The following is a 14,771-nucleotide window of genomic DNA, read 5'->3' as shown; positions in this document are numbered from 1 at the left end:
GAACGAGAACCTGGCTTCATTCTTTACGTTGACCGAAAGCGATAAATAACCATGACTACAGGCAGTGCTCTGTACATCCCGCCTTATAAGGCAGACGACCAGGATGTGGTCGTCGAACTGAACAACCGTTTTGGCCCCGAGGCGTTCACCGCCCAGCCTACCCGCACCGGCATGCCGGTGCTTTGGGTTGCCCGTGCCAAACTCGTCGAAGTCCTGACCTTCCTGCGCAACCTGCCCAAGCCGTACGTCATGCTCTATGACCTGCACGGCGTGGACGAGCGTCTGCGCACCAAGCGTCAAGGGCTGCCAAGCGGCGCCGACTTCACTGTGTTCTATCACTTGATGTCGATCGAACGTAATAGTGACGTCATGATCAAGGTCGCCTTGTCCGAGAGCGACCTTAGCGTGCCGACCGTGACCGGTATCTGGCCGAACGCCAACTGGTACGAGCGTGAAGTGTGGGACATGTACGGCATCAACTTTGCCGGTCACCCGCACCTGACCCGCATCATGATGCCGCCGACCTGGGAAGGTCACCCGCTGCGCAAGGACTTCCCGGCCCGTGCCACCGAGTTCGATCCGTTCAGCCTGACCCTGGCCAAGCAACAGCTTGAGGAAGAAGCCGCGCGCTTCAAGCCTGAAGACTGGGGCATGAAGCGTTCTGGGGCGAACGAGGACTACATGTTCCTCAACCTCGGTCCTAACCACCCTTCTGCGCACGGTGCGTTCCGCATCATCCTGCAGCTGGACGGTGAAGAGATCGTCGACTGCGTGCCGGACGTCGGTTACCACCACCGTGGTGCCGAGAAGATGGCCGAGCGTCAGTCCTGGCACAGTTTCATTCCGTACACCGACCGTATCGACTACCTCGGCGGCGTGATGAACAACCTGCCGTACGTGCTCTCGGTCGAGAAGCTGGCCGGCATCAAGGTGCCCGAGAAGGTCGACGTCATCCGCATCATGATGGCCGAGTTCTTCCGGATCACCAGCCACCTGCTGTTCCTGGGGACTTACATCCAGGACGTCGGCGCCATGACCCCGGTGTTCTTCACGTTCACCGACCGTCAGAAGGCGTACACGGTGATCGAAGCCATTACCGGTTTCCGTCTGCACCCGGCGTGGTACCGCATCGGCGGCGTCGCTCACGACCTGCCACGCGGCTGGGAAAAACTGGTGAAAGACTTCGTCGAGTGGATGCCAAAGCGCCTGGACGAATACCAGAAAGCCGCGCTGGACAACAGCATCCTCAAAGGCCGGACCATCGGTGTCGCCGCCTACAACACCAAAGAAGCCTTCGAATGGGGCGTCACTGGTGCAGGCTTGCGTTCGACCGGTTGCGACTTCGACCTGCGCAAAGCGCGCCCGTACTCCGGTTACGAGAACTTCGAATTCGAAGTGCCGCTGGCCGTCAATGGCGATGCCTACGATCGTTGCATCGTGCGCGTCGAAGAAATGCGCCAGAGCATCAAGATCATCGAGCAGTGCATGCGCAACATGCCGGAAGGCCCGTACAAGGCGGATCACCCGCTGACCACGCCGCCACCGAAAGAACGCACGCTGCAGCACATCGAGACCCTGATCACGCACTTCCTGCAAGTTTCGTGGGGCCCGGTCATGCCGGCCAACGAATCCTTCCAGATGATCGAAGCGACCAAGGGCATCAACAGTTATTACCTGACGAGCGATGGCGGCACCATGAGCTACCGCACCCGGATTCGCACCCCAAGCTTCCCGCACCTGCAGCAGATCCCTTCGGTGATCAAAGGCAGCATGGTCGCGGACTTGATCGCGTACCTGGGTAGTATCGATTTCGTTATGGCCGACGTGGACCGCTAAGCATGAACAGCACGCTTATCCAGACAGACCGTTTCACCTTGAGTGAAACCGAGCGCTCGGCCATCGAGCACGAGCTGCATCACTACGAAGACCCGCGCGCGGCGTCGATCGAAGCCCTGAAGATCGTCCAGAAGGAACGTGGCTGGGTGCCTGACGGCGCGCTCTACGCCATCGGCGAGATCCTCGGCATCCCGGCGAGCGACGTTGAAGGCGTGGCAACGTTCTATAGCCAGATCTTCCGTCAGCCGGTCGGCCGTCACATCATTCGCGTCTGCGACAGCATGGTCTGCTACATCGGCGGCCATGAATCGGTGGTCAGCGAAATCCAGAGCAATCTGGGTATCGGCCTGGGTCAGACCACCGCCGACGGTCGTTTCACCCTGCTGCCGGTCTGCTGCCTCGGCAACTGTGACAAGGCGCCGGCGTTGATGATCGACGACGACACTTTCGGCGATGTGCAGCCTGCCGGCGTTGCCAAATTGCTCGAGGGCTACGTATGACCCTGACTTCCTTCGGTCCAGCCAACCGCATCAAGCGTTCGGCCGAGACTCACCCGCTGACCTGGCGTCTGCGCGACGACGGCGAAGCTGTCTGGCTCGACGAGTACCAGGCCAAGAACGGTTACGCGGCAGCGCGCAAAGCGTTCGCTGACATGGCTCAGGACGACATCGTCCAGACCGTGAAAGACGCCGGCCTTAAAGGTCGCGGCGGTGCAGGCTTCCCCACGGGCGTGAAGTGGGGCCTGATGCCCAAAGACGAATCCATCAACATCCGCTACCTGCTGTGCAACGCGGACGAGATGGAACCGAACACCTGGAAAGACCGCATGCTGATGGAGCAACTGCCCCATCTGCTGATCGAAGGCATGCTGATCAGTGCTCGCGCGCTGAAAACCTACCGTGGCTACATCTTCCTGCGTGGCGAATACACCACCGCCGCCAAGCACCTCAACCGTGCCGTGGAAGAAGCCAAGGCAGCCGGTCTGCTGGGCAAGAACATCCTGGGCAGCGGCTTCGATTTCGAGCTGTTCGTCCACACCGGCGCCGGGCGTTACATCTGCGGTGAAGAAACCGCACTGATCAACTCCCTGGAAGGCCGTCGCGCCAACCCGCGTTCCAAGCCGCCCTTCCCTGCGGCCGTTGGCGTGTGGGGCAAGCCAACTTGCGTGAACAACGTTGAAACCCTGTGCAACGTGCCGGCGATCATTGCCGACGGCGTGGACTGGTACAAATCGTTGGCCCGCGAAGGCAGCGAAGACATGGGCACCAAGCTCATGGGCTTCTCCGGCAAGGTCAAGAACCCGGGCCTGTGGGAATTGCCGTTCGGCGTCACCGGTCGCGAGTTGTTCGAAGACTACGCCGGCGGCATGCGCGATGGCTTCAAGCTCAAGTGCTGGCAGCCAGGCGGCGCCGGTACCGGTTTCCTGTTGCCGGAACACCTGGACGCACAAATGTACGCCGGCGGCATCGCCAAAGTGGGCACCCGTATGGGTACCGGCCTGGCCATGGCGGTGGACGACAGCGTCAACATGGTGTCCCTGCTGCGCAACATGGAAGAGTTCTTCTCCCGTGAATCGTGCGGTTTCTGCACCCCGTGCCGTGACGGTTTGCCGTGGAGCGTCAAGCTTCTGCGCGCCATCGAAAACGGTGAAGGGCAAGCCGGCGATATCGAGACCCTGCTGGGTCTGGTCGGTTTCCTCGGCCCAGGCAAGACCTTCTGTGCTCACGCACCGGGCGCCGTGGAGCCGTTGGGCAGCGCAATCAAATACTTCCGCCACGAGTTCGAAGCCGGCATCGCGCCCACCAGCGCCGTCGTCCCGCCTCTGGCAAGGCCGATCGTAGTCGGCGCGTAAACGCTTAAAAAAGCGAAGGGTCCGTGCCCTTCGCTTTGTCGTGTGATGACGCCGTAAACGGCTGTGTTGATTCACGCGAATAACAAGATTCCATTAGCCACGCCCGCTGACACCGGGCCAACGAAGAACTTTGAACCATGGCCACTATCCACGTAGACGGCAAAGAGCTCGAAGTCGATGGGGCAGACAACCTGTTACAGGCGTGTCTGTCGCTAGGCCTCGATATCCCTTATTTCTGCTGGCACCCAGCCCTAGGCAGCGTTGGCGCTTGCCGCCAGTGCGCGGTCAAGCAGTACACCGACGAGAACGACAAGCGTGGTCGGATCGTCATGTCCTGCATGACCCCCGCCACCGACGGCAGCTGGATCTCCATCGACGACGAAGAAGCGAAAGTGTTTCGCGCCAGCGTCGTCGAATGGCTGATGACCAACCACCCTCACGACTGCCCGGTCTGTGAAGAAGGCGGTCACTGCCACCTGCAAGACATGACGGTGATGACCGGCCACAACGAGCGCCGTTATCGCTTCACCAAGCGTACCCACCAGAACCAGCAACTGGGCCCGTTCATTTCCCACGAAATGAACCGCTGCATCGCCTGCTACCGCTGCGTGCGCTTCTATAAGGATTACGCCGGCGGCACCGACCTCGGTGTGTTCGGCGCCCACGACAACGTGTACTTCGGTCGCGTTGAAGACGGCACCCTGGAAAGCGAGTTCTCCGGCAACCTCACCGAGGTCTGCCCGACCGGTGTGTTCACCGACAAGACTCACTCCGAGCGCTACAACCGCAAGTGGGACATGCAGTTCTCGCCGAGCATCTGCCATGGCTGCTCCAGCGGTTGCAACATCTCCCCGGGCGAGCGCTACGGTGAACTGCGTCGTATCGAAAACCGCTTCAACGGTTCGGTCAACCAGTACTTCCTGTGCGACCGTGGCCGTTTCGGCTATGGCTACGTCAACCGCGAAGACCGCCCGCGTCAGCCATTGCTGGCCAACGGCGCCAAGCTGGGCCTGGACGAAGCGCTGGATAAAGCCGCCGACCTGCTGCGTGGTCGCAACATTGTCGGTATCGGTTCGCCACGTGCCAGCCTCGAAAGCAACTACGCGTTGCGCGAACTGGTCGGCGCCGAGCACTTCTACTCCGGTATCGAAGCCGCCGAGCTGGAACGCATTCGCCTGGTCATGCAGGTGTTGAAAGACAGCCCGCTGCCGATCCCGAACATGCGCGACATCGAAGATCACGATGCGATTTTCGTCCTCGGCGAAGACCTGACCCAGACCGCTGCACGTATGGCCCTGTCCCTGCGTCAATCGGTCAAAGGCAAAGCCGAAGACATGGCCGATGCCATGCGCGTTCAGCCTTGGCTCGACGCGGCAGTGAAGAACATCGGTCAGCACGCGCTGAACCCGCTGTTCATCGCCAGCCTGGCTGAAACCAAGCTCGACGACATCGCTGAAGAATGCGTTCACGCCGCTCCAGACGACCTGGCGCGCATCGGTTTCGCCGTGGCTCACGCCCTCGACGCCAGCGCCCCGGCGGTTGAAGGCCTCGATGCTGAAGCCCTCGAACTGGCCAAGCGCATCGCCGACGCCCTGCTCGCGGCCAAGCGCCCGCTGATCATTGCCGGCACTTCCCTGGGCTCCAAAGCCCTGATCGAAGCCGCCGCCAACATCGCCAAAGCCTTGAAGCTGCGCGAGAAGAACGGCTCCATCAGCCTGATCGTGCCAGAGGCCAACAGCCTCGGCCTGGCCATGCTCGGTGGTGACTCGGTCGACGCAGCGCTGCAAGCCGTGATCGACGGCAAGGCCGACGCCCTCGTCGTGCTGGAAAACGATCTGTACACCCGCACCGACAAAGCCAAGGTTGATGCTGCCCTGACCGCCGCGAAAGTGGTGATCGTTGCAGACCATCAGAAAACCGCCACCAGCGATCGCGCGCACCTGGTTCTGCCAGCGGCCAGCTTCGCTGAAGGCGACGGTACGTTGGTCAGCCAGGAAGGTCGCGCCCAGCGCTTCTTCCAGGTGTTCGACCCGACTTACCTCGACGCGAGCATCCTGGTTCACGAAGGCTGGCGCTGGCTGCATGCCCTGCGCGCCACCCTGTTGAACCAGCCGATCGACTGGACCCAACTGGACCACGTCACCGCCGCCGTCGCCGCCAGCACACCGCAACTGGCGGGCATCGTCGACGCTGCGCCGTCCGCCGCGTTCCGCATCAAAGGCCTGAAACTGGCTCGCGAACCGCTGCGTTACTCCGGCCGTACCGCCATGCGCGCCGACATCAGCGTGCACGAACCGCGTACTTCCCAGGACATCGACACCGCGTTCTCCTTCTCCATGGAAGGTTACTCGGGCTCGGTCGAACCGCGTCAGCAAGTGCCATTCGCCTGGTCTCCGGGCTGGAACTCGCCGCAGGCCTGGAACAAGTTCCAGGACGAAGTCGGTGGTCACATCCGCGCTGGCGACCCGGGCACCCGCCTGATCGAAAGCACCGGTGATTCGCTGAACTGGTTCGCGGCTGTTCCACGTGCATTTAACCCGGCGCCGGGCACTTGGCAGGTTGTGCCGTTCTTCCACCTGTTCGGCAGCGAAGAGACCTCTTCCAAAGCCGCGCCGGTTCAGGAACGCATCCCGGCCGCTTACGTGTCGCTGGCCAAGTCCGAAGCCGATCGCCTGGGTGTCAATGACGGCGCCCTGCTCAGCTTGAACGTGGCTGGCCAGACCTTGCGTCTGCCGCTGCGCATCAACGAAGAGCTGGGTGCCGGTCTGGTCGCATTGCCGGCCGGTATCGCCGGCATTCCGCCAGCGATTTTTGGCAAAACCGTTGACGGTCTGCAGGAGGCAGCTCAATGACCTGGTTCACGCCTGAAGTGATTGACGTGATCATCGCGGTCCTCAAGGCCATCGTGATTCTGCTCGCCGTGGTGGTGTGCGGCGCGCTGCTGAGCTGGGTCGAGCGTCGTCTGCTCGCGCTCTGGCAGGACCGTTACGGTCCGAACCGCGTCGGCCCGTTCGGCGCATTCCAGATTGCAGCCGACATGATCAAGATGTTCTTCAAGGAAGACTGGACGCCACCGTTCGCCGACAAGGTGATCTTCACCCTGGCACCGGTCGTGGCCATGAGCGCCTTGCTGATTGCCTTCGCGATCATCCCGATCACCCCGACCTGGGGTGTGGCGGACATCAACATCGGCATCCTGTTCTTCTTCGCCATGGCCGGTCTGTCGGTCTACGCGGTGCTGTTTGCCGGCTGGTCCAGTAACAACAAGTTCGCCCTGCTGGGCAGCTTGCGGGCCTCGGCGCAAACCGTGTCGTACGAAGTGTTCATGGGCCTGTCGCTGATGGGCATCGTGATCCAGGTCGGCTCGTTCAACATGCGCGACATCGTTGAATACCAGGCGCAGAACCTGTGGTTCGTGATTCCGCAGATCTTCGGTTTCCTGACCTTCTTCATCGCCGGCGTCGCCGTGACTCACCGTCACCCGTTCGACCAGCCGGAAGCGGAGCAGGAACTGGCCGACGGTTACCACATTGAATATGCCGGCATGAAATGGGGCATGTTCTTCGTCGGCGAGTACATCGGCATCGTGTTGATTTCGGCGCTGCTGGTGACCTTGTTCTTCGGCGGCTGGCACGGTCCGTTCGGCATTCTGCCGCAGATCCCGTTCATCTGGTTCGCGCTCAAAACCGCGTTCTTCATCATGTTCTTCATCCTGCTGCGCGCCTCGATCCCGCGCCCACGGTATGACCAAGTGATGGATTTCAGCTGGAAGTTCTGCCTGCCGCTGACCCTCGTCAACATGCTGGTGACCGCTGCGATCGTGTTGCTCAACACGCCCGCCGTCGCGGCTCAGTGAGGATAGAGAATCATGAAGTACATATTTGACATCGTGCATGGCTTCTTCACCCAGCTTCGCAGCCTGGTGATGATCTTCGGCCATGCCTTCCGCAAGCGCGACACGCTGCAGTACCCGGAAGAAGCCGTGTACCTGCCGCCGCGCTTTCGTGGCCGTATCGTCCTGACCCGCGACCCTGATGGCGAAGAGCGTTGTGTCGCCTGCAACCTGTGCGCCGTGGCGTGCCCGGTTGGCTGCATCTCGCTGCAGAAAGCTGAAACCGAAGACGGTCGCTGGTACCCGGACTTCTTCCGCATCAACTTCTCGCGCTGCATTTTCTGCGGCCTCTGCGAGGAAGCCTGCCCGACCACCGCGATCCAGCTGACACCGGATTTCGAGATGGCCGAGTTCAAACGTCAGGACCTGGTTTACGAGAAAGAAGATCTGCTGATCTCCGGCCCCGGTAAAAACCCTGATTACAACTTCTATCGTGTTGCAGGTATGGCGATTGCCGGGAAGCCTAAAGGCTCCGCGCAGAATGAAGCCCAGCCGATCAACGTGAAGAGCTTGCTGCCTTAAGGAAGAAAGATGGAATTCGCTTTCTATTTCGCATCGGGTATCGCTGTGATGTCCACGCTTCGCGTGATCACCAACACTAACCCTGTGCACGCCCTGCTCTACCTGATCATTTCGCTGATCGCCGTGGCCATGACGTTCTTCGCCCTCGGCGCACCGTTTGCCGGTGTGCTGGAAGTGATCGCCTACGCTGGCGCCATCATGGTGCTGTTCGTGTTCGTGGTGATGATGCTGAACCTGGGCCCTGCCTCGGTTCAGCAAGAGCGCGTCTGGCTCAAGCCCGGCATCTGGCTCGGACCGGTCGCCCTCGGCACCCTGCTGCTGGTTGAACTGTTGTACGTACTGTTCAGCGACGCCAGCGGCCAGGCCATCGGCCACACCACCGTAGACGCCAAGGCCGTGGGCATCAGCCTGTTCGGTCCTTATCTGCTGGTGGTCGAACTCGCCTCGATGCTGCTGCTTGCCGCAGCCGTCACGGCGTTCCACTTGGGCCGCAACGAAGCCAAGGAGCAATGACGATGCCTGCTATCCCTTTGGAGCATGGTCTGGCGGTCGCCGGCATCTTGTTCTGCCTCGGTCTGGTCGGCCTGATGGTCCGGCGCAACATTCTCTTCGTGCTGATGAGCCTGGAGATCATGATGAATGCCTCCGCCTTGGCCTTCATCGTCGCCGGTAGCCGCTGGGGTCAGCCGGATGGACAGATCATGTTCATCCTGGTGATCAGCCTGGCAGCCGCCGAGGCCAGTATTGGCCTGGCGATTCTGTTGCAGCTGTATCGCCGCTTCCACACTCTCGATATCGACGCTGCCAGCGAGATGCGCGGATGAATCTTCTCTATCTGACTTTCGTATTCCCTCTCATAGGTTTCCTGCTGCTGTCGTTCTCACGCGGCCGCTTCTCGGAAAACCTGTCGGCGCTGATTGGCGTCGGTTCCATCGGCTTGTCTGCCATTGTCACGGCCTACGTGATCTGGCAATTCAACGTCGCCCCGCCGGAAGGCGGTCACTACACGCAAGTGTTGTGGCAGTGGATGGCGGTGGAAGGCTTCACGCCGAACTTCGCGCTGTACCTGGATGGCCTGTCCGTGACCATGCTCGGCGTGGTCGTCGGTGTCGGCTTCCTGATCCACCTGTTTGCGTCCTGGTACATGCGCGGTGAAGCCGGTTACTCGCGCTTCTTCGCCTACACCAACCTGTTTATCGCCAGCATGCTGTTCCTGGTCCTGGGCGATAACCTGTTGTTCCTGTACTTCGGTTGGGAAGGCGTGGGCCTGTGCTCGTACCTGTTGATCGGTTTCTACTACAGCAACCGCAACAACGGTAATGCGGCACTCAAAGCCTTCATCGTGACCCGTATCGGCGACGTGTTCATGGCGATCGGCCTGTTCATCCTGTTCCAACAGTTGGGCACGCTGAACATCCAGGAACTGCTGGTGCTGGCACCGCAGAAATTCCAGGCCGGCGACTTCTGGATGGTCATGGCCACCCTGATGCTGCTGGGCGGCGCTGTCGGTAAATCCGCGCAACTGCCACTGCAAACCTGGCTGGCGGACGCAATGGCCGGTCCTACCCCTGTTTCGGCACTGATCCACGCCGCAACGATGGTGACCGCGGGCGTCTACCTGATTGCCCGTACCCACGGCCTGTTTGCGTTGGCGCCGGACATCCTGCAGCTCGTTGGCATCGTCGGCGGCGTGACCCTGGTACTCGCCGGTTTTGCCGCACTGGTCCAGACCGACATCAAACGTATCCTCGCCTACTCGACCATGAGCCAGATCGGCTACATGTTCCTGGCGCTGGGCGTTGGCGCATGGGATGGCGCGATTTTCCACCTGATGACCCACGCCTTCTTCAAGGCACTGTTGTTCCTTGCGTCCGGTGCGGTGATCGTTGCCTGCCACCATGAGCAGAACATCTTCAAGATGGGCGGCCTGTGGAAGAAACTGCCGCTGGCCTACGCCAGCTTCATCGTCGGCGGCGCGGCACTGTCCGCCCTGCCACTGGTGACCGCAGGCTTCTACTCCAAGGACGAAATCCTCTGGGAAGCGTTTGCCAGCGGCAACCACGGTCTGCTCTACGCAGGTCTGGTCGGCGCGTTCATGACTTCGCTGTACACCTTCCGCCTGATCTTCATCGCGTTCCACGGTGAAGCGAAGACTGAAGCGCACGCCGGTCACGGCATCGCTCACTGGTTGCCGCTGTCGGTGCTGATCGTGCTGTCGACCTTCGTCGGCGCCATGATCGTTCCGCCACTGCACGGCGTGCTGCCGGAAAGCGTCGGCCATGCCGGCGGCGAAGCCAAGCACAGCCTGGAAATCGCCTCGGGCGCCATCGCCCTGGCCGGTATCCTGCTGGCCGCGCTGCTGTTCCTCGGCAAGCGTCGTTTCGTCACTGCAATCGCCAACAGCGGCATCGGCCGCTTCCTTTCGGCCTGGTGGTTCGCTGCCTGGGGCTTCGACTGGATCTACGACAAACTGTTCGTCAAGCCATACCTTGCGATCAGCCACGCACTGCGCAAAGACCCGCTCGACCAGACCATCGGTCTGATCCCGCGTATGGCCAAAGGCGGTCACACCGCCCTGAGCCGTACCGAAACCGGTCAACTGCGTTGGTACGCGGCATCGATGGCAGCCGGCTCCGTGCTGGTCATCGGCGCCATCGTGCTGGTAGCGGTCTGAATATGAACCTTGCGAACTTGCGAAAGGAATTGAGCCCGTCATGATTCTGCCTTGGCTAATCCTGATCCCCTTCATCGGCGGCCTGCTGTGCTGGATGGGTGAGCGCTTCGGCGCTACCCTCCCCCGCTGGATTGCGCTGTTGACCATGACCCTGGAACTCGCGCTCGGCCTCTGGCTGTGGGCCCACGGTAATTATTCATTTGCTCCGGCGCCTGGCGCCGATCCGACCTGGGCGCTTGAGTTCAAGCACATCTGGATCGAGCGCTTCGGCATCAGCGTGCACCTGGCGCTCGACGGCCTGTCGCTGCTGATGATCCTGCTGACCGGTCTGCTGGGTATCCTCTCGGTACTCTGCTCGTGGAAAGAGATCCAGCGTCACGTTGGCTTCTTCCACTTGAACCTGATGTGGATCCTGGGCGGTGTCGTCGGCGTGTTCCTCGCTCTCGACCTGTTCATGTTCTTCTTCTTCTGGGAAATGATGCTGGTGCCGATGTACTTCCTCATCGCGCTCTGGGGTCACAGTTCTTCGGACGGCAAGAAAACCCGGATCTACGCGGCGACCAAGTTCTTCATCTTCACTCAGGCGTCCGGCCTGATCATGTTGGTGGCGATCCTGGGTCTGGTGTTGGTCAACTTCAACAGCACCGGCGTGATCACGTTCAACTACGCCGACCTGCTGAAAACCAAGATGTCGCTCACCACCGAGTACATCCTGATGCTCGGCTTCTTCATCGCCTTCGCGGTGAAGCTGCCGGTGGTGCCGTTCCACTCCTGGCTGCCTGACGCTCATGCCCAGGCACCAACCGCAGGTTCGGTCGACCTGGCCGGTATCTTGTTGAAGACGGCGGCTTACGGTCTGCTGCGTTTCGCCCTGCCGCTGTTCCCGAATGCCTCGGCCGAGTTCGCGCCGATTGCCATGACCCTGGGCCTGATCGGGATCTTCTACGGTGCGTTCCTGGCCTTCGCCCAAACCGACATCAAGCGTCTGATCGCCTACTCCTCCGTTTCCCACATGGGCTTCGTGTTGATCGGCATCTACTCCGGCAGCCAACTGGCGCTGCAGGGCGCGGTGATGCAGATGCTGGCGCACGGTCTGTCGGCCGCGGCACTCTTTATCCTCAGCGGTCAGTTGTACGAACGCACCCACACCCGCGACATGCGTGAAATGGGTGGCCTGTGGTCGAAGATCGCTTACCTGCCAGCCATCAGCCTGTTCTTTGCCGCCGCGTCCCTAGGCTTGCCGGGTACCGGTAACTTTGTGGGTGAGTTCCTGATCCTGATCGGCACGTTCCCGGCCGCCCCATGGATCACGATCATCGCGACGTCCGGTCTGGTGTTCGGTTCGGTCTACTCGCTGATCATGATCCACCGTGCCTACTTCGGCCCGTCCAAATCGGACGCGGTGCTGCATGGCATGGATGGTCGCGAACTGATCATGGTGGTCGGTCTGGCGGCACTGCTGATTTACATCGGCGTGTACCCGCAACCGTTCCTCGATACCTCTGCTGCGACGATGCATGGCGTGCAGCAATGGCTCGGCACCGCCTTCACTCAACTCGCTTCGGCCCGGTAAGAGCGCTATGGAATTCACGACTCAACACTTTATTGCGCTTGCGCCGTTGTTGATCACCAGCGCCACGATCATCGTGGTGATGCTGGCAATCGCCTGGCGCCGCAACCACTCACAGACCTTCCTGATCTCCGTGGCGGGTCTGAACCTGGCGTTGCTGTCGATCCTGCCAGCCCTGAAAGTCGCGCCCCTGGCCGTGACTCCGTTGCTGCAGATCGACACCTTCGCTTGCCTGTACATGGCGCTGATCCTGGTCGCCACCCTCGCCTGTGTAACCCTCGCCCACGCCTACCTCGGCGATGGCGGTTCGGGTTACCCGGGCAACCGTGAAGAACTTTACCTGCTGATCCTGATGGCCGCCGCCGGTGGCCTGGTCCTGGTCAGCGCGCAGCACCTGGCCGGGTTGTTCATCGGTCTGGAACTGCTTTCGGTGCCGGTCTACGGTCTGGTGGCGTATGCCTTCTTCAACAAGCGCTCGCTGGAAGCCGGTATCAAGTACATGGTGCTGTCGGCGGCCGGTTCGGCGTTCCTGTTGTTCGGCATGGCCCTGCTCTACGCCGACTCCGGCAGCCTGAGCTTCGTCGGTATCGGCCAGGCCCTCGCGGCCACCGGCCTGCCAAGCTCGCTGGCACAACTGGGCCTGGGCATGATGCTGATCGGTCTGGCGTTCAAACTGTCGCTGGTTCCGTTCCACCTCTGGACCCCGGACGTCTACGAAGGTGCTCCGGCACCGGTGGCGGCGTTCCTGGCGACCGCGTCCAAAGTGGCCGTGTTCGCGGTGATGGTGCGTCTGTTCCAGATCTCCCCGGCGGCAAGCAGCGGTGTGCTGAGCGACGTGCTGACCATCATCGCCATTGCGTCGATCCTGTTCGGTAACCTGCTGGCACTGACCCAGAGCAACCTCAAGCGTCTGCTGGGTTACTCGTCCATCGCTCACTTCGGTTACCTGCTGATTGCCCTGGTGGCAAGCAAGGGTCTGGCCGTGGAAGCCATCGGCGTGTACCTGGTCACCTACGTCATCACCAGCCTCGGCGCGTTCGGCGTGATCACGCTGATGTCCTCGCCGTACAACGGCCGTGACGCCGATGCCCTGTACGAATACCGCGGCCTGTTCTGGCGCCGTCCGTACCTGACCGCCGTCATGACCGTGATGATGCTGTCCCTGGCCGGCATTCCGCTGACCGCGGGCTTCATCGGCAAGTTCTACATCATCGCCACCGGTGTCGAGTCGCACCAATGGTGGCTGGTCGGTTCCCTGGTACTGGGCAGCGCCATCGGCGTCTTCTACTACCTGCGCGTCATGGTCACCTTGTACCTGATCGAACCGAACCTGCGTCGCCACGATGCGCAACTGCACTGGGAACAACGTGCAGGCGGCGTGATGCTGCTGGCCATCGCTCTGGTGGCATTCTTCCTCGGCGTCTACCCGCAGCCATTGCTGACCCTGGTTCAGCAGGCGGGTCTGGCGGGCTGATCGCATAGCGACACTCGGTAGAAAACAGAAACGGCACCTTCGGGTGCCGTTTTTGCGTTTGTGGGATCGTGATGTTCAGGCATCGTTTTATGCACCGCCTCAGAGGTCAGTCCCACTGCGAAGTATCCCCTCTCTTTTATCGAACGCTCTCACTGCACGGGTCGATTCGTCCTACAGGTGTTTTTACAACCGGGGTCTACCGTTGAAAACGGGAACGAAAAGGATGGCTTCGATGCCTTGACCGATTCGATTATCGAGACAAAACTATACGTAGGTAGCGTACAGAACATGGATGCTCTTTTCATCGAATTACGTATGTTCCAGAAACATCGAGACGAGTACCTGGATGACGATCTGTTTCGCAGCTTTCAACTGGAGTTGCTGAAAAATCCAGAAGCGGGCGATCTCATTGAGGGCACCGGTGGGCTGCGCAAAATCCGCTTCTGCGATCAACGACGAGGCAAGGGCAAGCGCGGCGGATTGCGGGTGATTTATTACGGGTGGTCAGGCTTCGATCAATTCTGGCTGTTCACCGTGTACAGCAAAAACGAGCAAGACGACCTGTCGCCCTCCCAGAAAAACATTTTCAGACAAGCGCTAGATAGAGAAATCAACACGAGATCCCACTATGAAACGTGACATTTTTTCCGAACTGATGGATGGCCTCGAAGCGCTGGCCGAAGAGCGCCAAGGCAAGATCACTCTGCGCACCCACAAGGTCCAGCTGCCAAAACTGATGCCCATCACGGCTGAGGAAGTGGTTGCCATCCGCCAACAGCTCAACCTCTCCCGGCCAGTGTTCGCCATGTATCTGCGCACCAACACCCGAACCCTTGAGAACTGGGAACAGGGACGGGCAATACCCAATGCCCAAGCCACGACCCTGATACGTCTGGTTGAGCGCTTTCCGCAAACGATCGAACAGCTCGCAGCCCTGACCTGAATGCTCAG

The 14,771-nt window shown here is 60.7% G+C and carries 13 protein-coding genes; all 13 read left to right on the top strand.

The window, feature by feature from the left end:
• The first annotated feature begins 51 nt into the window (after positions 1-51).
• The 13 genes from nuoC (at position 52) to FBY01_RS22435 (ending at position 14,763) form a co-directional block, all read left to right on the top strand.
• The gene (gene nuoC / locus FBY01_RS22495) at positions 52-1,836 is read left to right on the top strand and encodes an NADH-quinone oxidoreductase subunit C/D (RefSeq protein ID WP_010458865.1); all 1,785 of its coding nucleotides are present in this window, start codon (positions 52-54) and stop codon (positions 1,834-1,836) included.
• Between the two features lie 2 nt (positions 1,837-1,838).
• The gene (nuoE, locus tag FBY01_RS22490) at positions 1,839-2,336 is read left to right on the top strand and encodes an NADH-quinone oxidoreductase subunit NuoE (RefSeq protein ID WP_007946422.1); all 498 of its coding nucleotides are present in this window, start codon (positions 1,839-1,841) and stop codon (positions 2,334-2,336) included.
• Complete coding sequence (nuoF, locus tag FBY01_RS22485) at positions 2,333-3,688, top strand: NADH-quinone oxidoreductase subunit NuoF (protein WP_010458862.1); 1,356 nt, start codon at positions 2,333-2,335, stop codon at positions 3,686-3,688. Before nuoE ends, nuoF begins: the two co-directional genes overlap by 4 nt.
• 137 nt (positions 3,689-3,825) lie before the next feature.
• Positions 3,826-6,540 carry an NADH-quinone oxidoreductase subunit NuoG gene (nuoG, locus tag FBY01_RS22480; RefSeq protein ID WP_083377169.1) on the top strand — a complete coding sequence of 905 codons (2,715 nt, stop codon included), beginning with the start codon at positions 3,826-3,828 and terminating at the stop codon, positions 6,538-6,540.
• Positions 6,537-7,544, top strand: coding sequence for an NADH-quinone oxidoreductase subunit NuoH (gene nuoH, locus FBY01_RS22475; protein ID WP_008146046.1), 1,008 nt, complete (start codon positions 6,537-6,539; stop codon positions 7,542-7,544). The genes nuoG and nuoH overlap by 4 nt, the downstream gene beginning before the upstream one ends.
• Before the next feature lie 12 nt (positions 7,545-7,556).
• Complete coding sequence (gene nuoI / locus FBY01_RS22470) at positions 7,557-8,102, top strand: NADH-quinone oxidoreductase subunit NuoI (RefSeq protein ID WP_007905075.1); 546 nt, start codon at positions 7,557-7,559, stop codon at positions 8,100-8,102.
• 9 nt (positions 8,103-8,111) lie between these two features.
• The gene (gene nuoJ / locus FBY01_RS22465) at positions 8,112-8,615 is read left to right on the top strand and encodes an NADH-quinone oxidoreductase subunit J (protein WP_145309599.1); all 504 of its coding nucleotides are present in this window, start codon (positions 8,112-8,114) and stop codon (positions 8,613-8,615) included.
• A gap of 2 nt (positions 8,616-8,617) precedes the next feature.
• Positions 8,618-8,926: an NADH-quinone oxidoreductase subunit NuoK gene (nuoK, locus tag FBY01_RS22460; protein WP_010458852.1), complete on the top strand. Its 309-nt coding sequence runs from the start codon at positions 8,618-8,620 to the stop codon at positions 8,924-8,926.
• Positions 8,923-10,776, top strand: a complete 1,854-nt coding sequence (nuoL, locus tag FBY01_RS22455) for an NADH-quinone oxidoreductase subunit L (RefSeq protein ID WP_010458850.1) — start codon at positions 8,923-8,925, stop codon at positions 10,774-10,776. Before nuoK ends, nuoL begins: the two co-directional genes overlap by 4 nt.
• 40 nt (positions 10,777-10,816) lie before the next feature.
• Positions 10,817-12,349 carry an NADH-quinone oxidoreductase subunit M gene (nuoM, locus tag FBY01_RS22450; RefSeq protein WP_010458848.1) on the top strand — a complete coding sequence of 511 codons (1,533 nt, stop codon included), beginning with the start codon at positions 10,817-10,819 and terminating at the stop codon, positions 12,347-12,349.
• A 7-nt stretch (positions 12,350-12,356) separates the two neighbouring features.
• Entirely contained in the window at positions 12,357-13,820 is a 1,464-nt protein-coding gene (nuoN, locus tag FBY01_RS22445; RefSeq protein ID WP_010458846.1) for an NADH-quinone oxidoreductase subunit NuoN, read from the top strand.
• 288 nt (positions 13,821-14,108) lie between these two features.
• The gene (locus FBY01_RS22440) at positions 14,109-14,459 is read left to right on the top strand and encodes a toxin (protein ID WP_083377329.1); all 351 of its coding nucleotides are present in this window, start codon (positions 14,109-14,111) and stop codon (positions 14,457-14,459) included.
• On the top strand, positions 14,449-14,763 hold the full coding sequence (locus FBY01_RS22435) for a DNA-binding transcriptional regulator (protein ID WP_010458842.1): 315 nt from the start codon (positions 14,449-14,451) through the stop codon (positions 14,761-14,763). The genes FBY01_RS22440 and FBY01_RS22435 overlap by 11 nt, the downstream gene beginning before the upstream one ends.
• Positions 14,764-14,771: the final 8 nt, after the last annotated feature.

It is taken from the genome of Pseudomonas sp. SJZ077 (assembly GCF_007993905.1).
In the GTDB taxonomy this organism is placed as follows: domain Bacteria; phylum Pseudomonadota; class Gammaproteobacteria; order Pseudomonadales; family Pseudomonadaceae; genus Aquipseudomonas; species Aquipseudomonas mandelii.
This window is presented reverse-complemented; position numbering and strand designations above follow the sequence as displayed.